The 7,004-nt window shown below is 62.0% G+C and carries 7 protein-coding genes; 3 read left to right on the top strand and 4 right to left on the bottom strand.

Going from position 1 to position 7,004, the window contains the following annotated elements; translation table 11 throughout:
* Positions 1-76: 76 nt before the first annotated feature.
* Entirely contained in the window at positions 77-1,105 is a 1,029-nt protein-coding gene (locus tag FN369_RS05030) for a class I SAM-dependent methyltransferase (protein WP_246189564.1), read from the bottom strand.
* Between the two features lie 308 nt (positions 1,106-1,413).
* On the opposite strand from FN369_RS05030, the gene FN369_RS05025 reads away from it, so the two are divergent.
* On the top strand, positions 1,414-1,866 hold the full coding sequence (locus FN369_RS05025; protein ID WP_142525102.1) for a DoxX family protein: 453 nt from the start codon (positions 1,414-1,416) through the stop codon (positions 1,864-1,866).
* Here the strand turns inward: FN369_RS05025 and FN369_RS05020 are convergent.
* A complete protein-coding gene (locus FN369_RS05020; RefSeq protein WP_142525101.1) occupies positions 1,863-2,792 on the bottom strand; it encodes a cation diffusion facilitator family transporter in 930 nt (309 codons plus the stop codon). The two genes, FN369_RS05025 and FN369_RS05020, sit on opposite strands and share 4 nt — an antisense overlap.
* 157 nt (positions 2,793-2,949) lie before the next feature.
* Here FN369_RS05020 and FN369_RS05015 point away from each other — a divergent pair, with 157 nt between their 5' ends.
* Positions 2,950-3,486: a nucleotidyltransferase domain-containing protein gene (locus FN369_RS05015; protein ID WP_178087687.1), complete on the top strand. Its 537-nt coding sequence runs from the start codon at positions 2,950-2,952 to the stop codon at positions 3,484-3,486.
* On the top strand, positions 3,473-3,919 hold the full coding sequence (locus FN369_RS05010; protein ID WP_142525099.1) for a HEPN domain-containing protein: 447 nt from the start codon (positions 3,473-3,475) through the stop codon (positions 3,917-3,919). Before FN369_RS05015 ends, FN369_RS05010 begins: the two co-directional genes overlap by 14 nt.
* A gap of 127 nt (positions 3,920-4,046) precedes the next feature.
* Here FN369_RS05010 and FN369_RS05005 read toward each other — a convergent pair whose 3' ends face one another.
* Both FN369_RS05005 and FN369_RS05000 read right to left on the bottom strand, forming a co-directional pair.
* On the bottom strand, positions 4,047-5,888 hold the full coding sequence (locus FN369_RS05005; protein WP_142525098.1) for an ABC transporter ATP-binding protein: 1,842 nt from the start codon (positions 5,886-5,888) through the stop codon (positions 4,047-4,049).
* Between the two features lie 90 nt (positions 5,889-5,978).
* Positions 5,979-7,004, bottom strand: a 1,026-nt coding sequence (locus FN369_RS05000) for a mannose-1-phosphate guanylyltransferase/mannose-6-phosphate isomerase (protein ID WP_246189563.1), incomplete at its 5' end; no start/stop codon positions are given.

Here is a 7,004-nt window from a genome sequence, read left to right as displayed (position 1 = left end):
TCCGGGCGAGCTCGCCCGGGACGCGCTGGCAGGAGAGCGGAATGGGGATCGGCCGGTTCGCGCGGGGAGAGGAGCGCTACTCCCGGGGCTTCCGGGCCTCGATCCACTTGACGATGTCCAAGTAGACGTTTTCCTCCCCGAGGATCGAGAAGCCGGCAGCCTTTACGTTGCTCACGGTCTCCCGATTGAGAGCCGGACCGACGAGCCGGGAGAGGGGGGTCATCAGATCCAAGAGGATCCCCACGGGGCCGATCCGGCTTCGCACATGCTCGAAGAGGAAGAAGCGGCCGCCCGGCTTGAGTACTCGGTAGACCTCCCGAAGACCAAGGAGGGGATCGGGAACCGAGCAAAAGGTGCAGACGGCGAGAGCCTCGTCGAAGGAATCGTCCGGAAAGTCGAGCCGCTGCACATCCGCTTCCCGAAGCTCGATTTTTCCCTCGTAGGCGGCGGCCTTGGCCGAAGCCTGCGCCAGCATCGACGGGCTGATATCGATCGCCGTGACCGAAAGCCCGGGAGGCAGGTAGCGGAAGTCGTTGCCGGTCCCCGCCCCGATGAAAAGGAGCCGGCCTTCCAATCCCGCGAAGAGCCGCCGCTTTTCCGGACCGAAGCGCCGGTCGTCGGCCCAGGTGAGTCGGTCGAAGAATCGGCTCGCTGCGTCCCATTTTTTCCGAGTCGACGAGCCGGCCGATTCGACCTCTCGTCCTCTGGGGCCGTTGACCGGCCCCCGAAGGATCCGGTCGTAGAGGTGAAACGCTCCCACCGCCATCCCGCCGAAAAGCGCTCCCACGCCGAGCGCGCTCACCCAGGTGTGCGAGCCCGCCCCCATCGAGTCGCGCATGGCGAAGAGCATTCCTCCATACATTCCGATCCACGATCCCGGGATCATAGTCTGGAACATGCCCAAAAGCGGCCCGAGAACGAAGCCGAGCAGAAGATGGATGACCATGCCGACGACCATGCCGAGCACCATCGCCAATGCCATATCGAACCCGGGAGCCACCAGGCTTCGGACAGCGGCAGCGACGAGGGTGCCCGTGAAAATGCCGGCGAGGTAGTCCCCGAGCGGAAAGAGCAGGGAGGGGTTCCGGCCTTCGTCGTCCTTCATGGGTAAATCGTCCGCAGCTGGAAAACCGCTCTTCGGCACGACCTTGCCGCGCTGGGAGCATTCTCCACTCCGGATCGCGGTCGCTCAAGGAGGAAAAAGAGAAGCGCCGGAAGCCGAAGCGACTCTCGCCCGAGGGAATCTCGATCGTCTCCGAAGGGAGCAAGAGCCCTCCCGCATTCGGCCGCAAGAGGCAGCGAGCGGACGGGAACGCGGCCCTGCCGTTCCAACGGATCCGCTTGTCTGGCAATAGGATTTCCGGGCAATATGGGCATCGCCCGAAAAGGGTGGAACAAGAGGAGGACCCGCCGATGAATCCATTCGCTGGCTTGCTTGCTACGCGGCGTTCGCTTGGCCCATTCGTGCTCCGCTTGGGACTTGCCATCGTCTTTTTTCCTCATGGAGCCCAGAACATCTTCGGTTGGTTCGGCGGCAGGGGCTTGGCAGCCAGCACGGCCTTTCTTCACCAGTCCCTCCACATTCCGATGCTCTTGGCGCAAGCCGCAGTCTGGACCCAGCTTCTGGCTCCGATTGCTCTCGCCTTCGGTTTTTTTACCCGACTGGCCGCATTCGCTCTCGGAACGACGATGGCGGTGGCCGCGATCCTGGTGCATCTCCGGTACGGCTTCTTCATGAACTGGTTTGGAACCCAGGCGGGAGAAGGCTTCGAGTTTCACATCCTGGCGGTCGCGGGATGTCTCTGCCTCCTCTTCACCGGGGGTGGATCCCTCTCGGCAGACCATCGGATCTCGGGCGAAGTTTAAGGGGGCATCCCGGGAGGGAAGCCGCCGGGCTGCTCCCCCGATCGCCGGTCGATCGACAGGACGCTTTCCTTCTTTTCGGCCGGCTCCACATGGACCGTGACCGAAGCCTGCGGCACGGTCCGACGAACCGCCTCCTCCATCCGATCGCACAGTTCGTGCGCCTCCCGGACCGAGAGCGAGCCGGGAACGACCAGCGCAAACTCGACGAAGACCGCGCGTCCGGCTCCACGGCTCCGGAGCCGTTGGATCTCGGCAAAAGGAGGGCCTTCGGCGACGAGGCTCGCCTCGATGGACGCTATGATTTCCGGCGAAAGGCTTTCATCGATGAGTCCGCTCACCGAGCCGCGCATCAAGCCGTAGCCGGTCCAGAGGATATAGCCGGCAAGGACCAGGCCGAGCAGAGGGTCGAGCAGCCAGAGACCGGTCCATTTGGCCAGAAGGAGGCCGAAGACGATGCCGAGGGAGCTCACGACGTCGGTCAAGAGGTGGAGGCCATCCGCGGAAAGAGCGGGGGAGCTCTCCTTTCGAGCCCGGTCCAAGAGATAGGCCCCCAGAGCGCCGTTGACCACGGTAGAGGCGAGCGAGATCGCGATCCCCTCGGTCAGTCGAGGGAGAGGGGATGGGGCGAAGAGCCGCCGGAGAGCTTCCCAAAGGATCAGCGCCGCCGCCACCGCGATCAAGCCTCCTTCGAAGCCCGCCGAAAGATACTCGGCCTTCGTGTGACCGTAGGGATGGTTGCGGTCCGGGGGAGCCGAGGAGATGCGGAGCGCGAGAAAGGCTGCGGCAGCTCCGGCGACGTTGACGACCGATTCGAGCGCATCGGAATAGAGGGCCACCGATCCGGTCAGTCGATAGGCCAAAAATTTGGCGGCGAGGATCAGGAGTCCTACGCCCAGGCTGAGCGCTCCGGCGGCCGCTGCCGTCATTCCGCTAGGCTAAGCCTCTGGAGTCGATCCCGCAAGCCGGCGGAAATCGGGGTGGACTTGGCGAAGCGAATGGATGGGGCGATCGCAGCCCCGAGATCTGGAGTTGGCTCCTTCGGGCGGCTGGTGCTAGGCTGAGAGCGCTCGAGGAAACAAGATCTTGAAGAAAGTCCGAAAACCGACGGAGGCCACCGAAGAGCTGCGCAAGCTCCTTCCGTTTTGTGTCCAGGCTTGCCAGCGGATTTGTGGAAAGAATCTCCTCGGCCTTTTGCTTTTCGGGTCGGTGGCGCGCGGGAACGCCCGGTTCGATTCCGATCTCGACCTGCTCGTGATCGCGGAGCGCTTGGCACCCCGGCGCAAAGAAAGGTTTGCAGCATTCCGGGGAGAGGCGGTGAGGCCTTTGGAAGAGGCGCGGGAAGCTCTCTTTGCCCGGGGATATCCGGCAGAGATCTCCTGGGTCTTTCGCTCGCCGGAGGAGCTGCGGGAAGGAGCCCCGTTCTTTTTGGATCTGCCCGAGGAGGGGGAGATCCTTTGGGAACGGGAGGGATTTGTCTCGGAGTTCCTTCGCAGGATCCGCCGGATGCGTCAGAGGGAAGGGGCTCGAAAGCTCTCCTGGGCTGGGGAGGAATTCTGGGACTTTCGAGGACCGGGGGGAAAGCGGGGTCTGGCCTCCTTCGCTCTCTATGACACAGAGTGATTTGGCGCGCGCTTACCTGCGCATGGTCGAAGATCGGCTCCGGGCACTCGATGTCTTTCGAGAGAGGGCATCCTATGCGAACCTTCGGCGCGAGTCCCAAGAAATCGTGGAGCTGGTGCTCAAAGCGGCCTTGCGATCCTTGGGGGTCGATCCCCCACGCATCCACGAAGTGGGCCGATTTTTTGCGCGGGAGATCGAGGCGTTGCCCGAAGAGCTTCGCGCGGAAGCGGCCATCTTGATTGCCGCAAGCCGCGAATTACGGAAGGATCGAGAGATGAGCTTTTACGGGGAGGTCGACAGCCTTCCGACCGAAAGCTTTTCCGCTGAGGAGGGGGAAGAGGGCTATCGCTGGGCGGCCTTAGGCGTCGCTTGGCTCCGGAAGCTTTTGGCGAGCCAGGGAGAAGAGAACGAGGGCGGCGAAGGGCTTCGGTAGGCCGGGCGGTAAACGGCGGGCCGTCCTTTTCCCGGCTCTCCCTATCTTCGCTCGCTCTCGCGGCAAAGCCACCATTCCCGCTGCGGAATTCCCTGGAACCGGTTCTACAACCGATGAGATCCGCTTGTTACGCCGCCACGGGGCAGAGGCCCTGCCTCTCCGCGAGCCAACGAAAGGGGCCTTCGGCTTCCAAAAGCTCGGCGTAAGTACCCTTTTGGACGATCCGGCCTTCTTCCAGGACGAAGATCCAATCCGAGCCGGCCAGGGTCGAGAGCCGGTGAGCGATGAGAAGAACGGTCCGGCCCTGCTCCAGCGACTCGATCGAGGCTTGAACCTGGGCCTCGCTGTGCGAATCGAGGTTCGAGGTCGCTTCGTCGAGGATGAGAATCGGAGCGTTGCGGATGAAGGCCCGGGCAATCGAAAGACGTTGCCGTTGGCCCCCCGAAAGCTTTACTCCGCGCTCGCCGATCTTGGTGTGATAGCCCTGCGGCAGTTGCGAAAGAAACTCATGGGCTCCGGCCATCCGAGCGGCTTCCTCGATTTCCTCTTGGGTCGCATGGGGCTTGCCGATCGCGATGTTTTCCGCCGCCGTCAGGTTGAAGATCACGACGTCCTGGCTTACCAGCGAAAAGAGAGCCCTGGCATCCTGGAGCTTGAGATCCCGCAGGTCTTGGCCGTCGATCCGAATGGCACCCTCGACCGGATCGTAAAATCGGAGGAGAAGGCTCGTGATCGTGCTCTTTCCGGCCCCGCTGGGACCGGCGATTCCTATTTTCGCTCCTTTTGGGAGAGTGAAGGAGACATCTTTGAGCACGAGCCGGTTTCCGTAGTGGAAGGTCACATGATCAAAGCAGACTGCTTCGGTAAACTCCCGGATCGGCTTGGCGTGCTTCGCTTCCTGAACGCTTGCCGGAGTTTCCAGCAACTCCGAAAGGCGTTTGGCGCTCATCGCCCCCTCCTGGATCTTCACGTTGGCATCGGCCAAGCGCCGGATCGGAGCGAAGAAGAGGAGCGCCCCGTTGGCGATCACCGCCATGTTCGCGATACTCACATGCTGCCAAACGACGGTCAGGATGAGCAGAGAGAGGGCAAGGCTGGCGATCACGTCGATCGAAGGACTGACGAGCGAGCTCGAAGTGTTCATTTTGGCACTCTGGCGTGCTAGGTCGTTCGCCTGCTTCCGAAAGCGATCGGCGTTGCGCTGCTCGAGCGAGAAGGCTTTGATGACGTGGACGCCCGCCACCGATTCGAGGAGAAGGTTGTTCTGATCGACCGCCGTCGAAACGATCTTCGCGGCACTCCGGCGGACCTTCCCGGAGAGCAGAACTGCGGGGACGATGCAAATCGGGATCAGCAGGGCCGCCACAAGGGTCAGCCGCCAGTCGATCGTCGCGCAGGAAATGAGAATCGCCAGCAGGGTAAAGGGATCCTTGGCGACATCCGTGAAGAGGATGCTGATCGACTGGTAGAAGCCTTGGGTATCGCTCAGGATTCGAACCGAGAGATCGCCGGTCGTCGACCGGTGATAAAAGTCCATCGAAAGGGCGTGGAGCTTTTGCAAGACCGCGGTCTGCAGATCGGCGACGATTCGGCCCGCCCCTAGGTTCATGAAGTAAGAGTTGGCGAGGCGAAAGAGGCCGCGGACCAAGGCGACTCCGGGAAGGAGCAAGAGCCCTCCGACGACCTGTTTCCAAGTGATCTTCGCGCCCATCATCGGCATCCATTGCCGCAGGGTTTCCGTAAAACCCGCTTTCGTTCGGAGGGAGCCCTGTTTCGGTTCTGCCGCTGCACTCTGCGCAATTGGTGCCGGAGTGCCGACGAAGTTGTCGATGGCGGCCTTGAGGACGAAGAGATAGGTCCCGTTGATCGTAGCGAAGAGAAAGCCGCAGAGCATCCCCGCCGCCAAGATCTTCCAATGCTTGCGCAGGAAGGGCGAAGAAAATTGAAGCACCTTCCAGAGTTCGCGCATGGTCCTTCCTTTTATCGAGAGCTACTCACGTGGAAGCAAGTGGGATTTCCTCCCGTCGTCGGTTTCCCAGGAAAATACGAGGTCGGATCCCTAGGCTCGTCCATATCGGTCTTCGAAGCGGACGATATCGTCCTCTCCCACGTAATCGCCGCACTGAACCTCAATGATCACAAGGTCGATCAATCCCGGATTTTCCAGCCGATGAGTGACTCCCGCAGGGATGTAGGTCGATTCGCTCGGTCGTACGAGCCGCTCGGTCTCCCCTTGCGTCACCTTGGCCGTCCCCGAGACGACGACCCAATGCTCGCTCCGATGGTGGTGCATCTGCAAAGAGAGGGCCCTTCCCGGCCGGACGACGATCCGTTTGATGGCAAATCGAGCTCCTTGCTCAAGGACCGTATAGGTCCCCCAGGGCCTGTGGACCGTTCTGTGGAGCAGGTGGGTGGGGTGTCCCCTCCGTCTCAGCTCGGCGACCACCCCTTCCACCTCCTGGTCCCTGTCCTTGGCCGCGACGAGGAGCGCATCCGGGGTGTCGATCACGAGGAGGTTCTTCACCCCCAGGATGGCGGCGAGTCGATCGGGCGAGTGGACGACGCATCCTTCAGCTTCGTGCAGGAGCCCCTCCCCGACTACACGGTTTCCCTGAGCGTCCGAGGGGAGGAGGCTCGCGTAGCTCGACCAGGAGCCCACATCACTCCAGGAAAAGGGAGCGGGAACGACCGCAACCTTCCGGGCCTTTTCCATGACCGCATAATCGAGGGAGACCGAAGGAAGACGGCCAAACTCTTTCGGCAGCTCGATGACCCCATCCTTTTCCGGGATGCCGGAAAGAGAGAGTTCGATTCCTTCGGCGATCTCCGCTGCCCACTCCCGCAGGGCCGACAAGAGAACGTCGACGCGGAAGCAGAAGATTCCCGCATTCCAGAAATGGCGGCCGGAGGCGACGAAGGCTTCCGCCCGTTCCCTATCTGGTTTTTCCATGAACCGAGCCACCTTGTGACCAAGGGGAATCCCGTTTTCGATCTCCTCCCCCTGCTCGATATAGCCATATCCCGTATGAGGATTCTTCGGAACTATGCCAAAGGTGACCAGGTATTCGAGGCGGGCGAGCTCGAC

This window comes from Methylacidimicrobium cyclopophantes (assembly GCF_902143385.2).
Lineage (GTDB): Bacteria > Verrucomicrobiota > Verrucomicrobiia > Methylacidiphilales > Methylacidiphilaceae > Methylacidimicrobium > Methylacidimicrobium cyclopophantes.
Note: the sequence above shows the minus strand (reverse complement) of the source record. Positions and strands in the feature narration are given on the sequence as shown.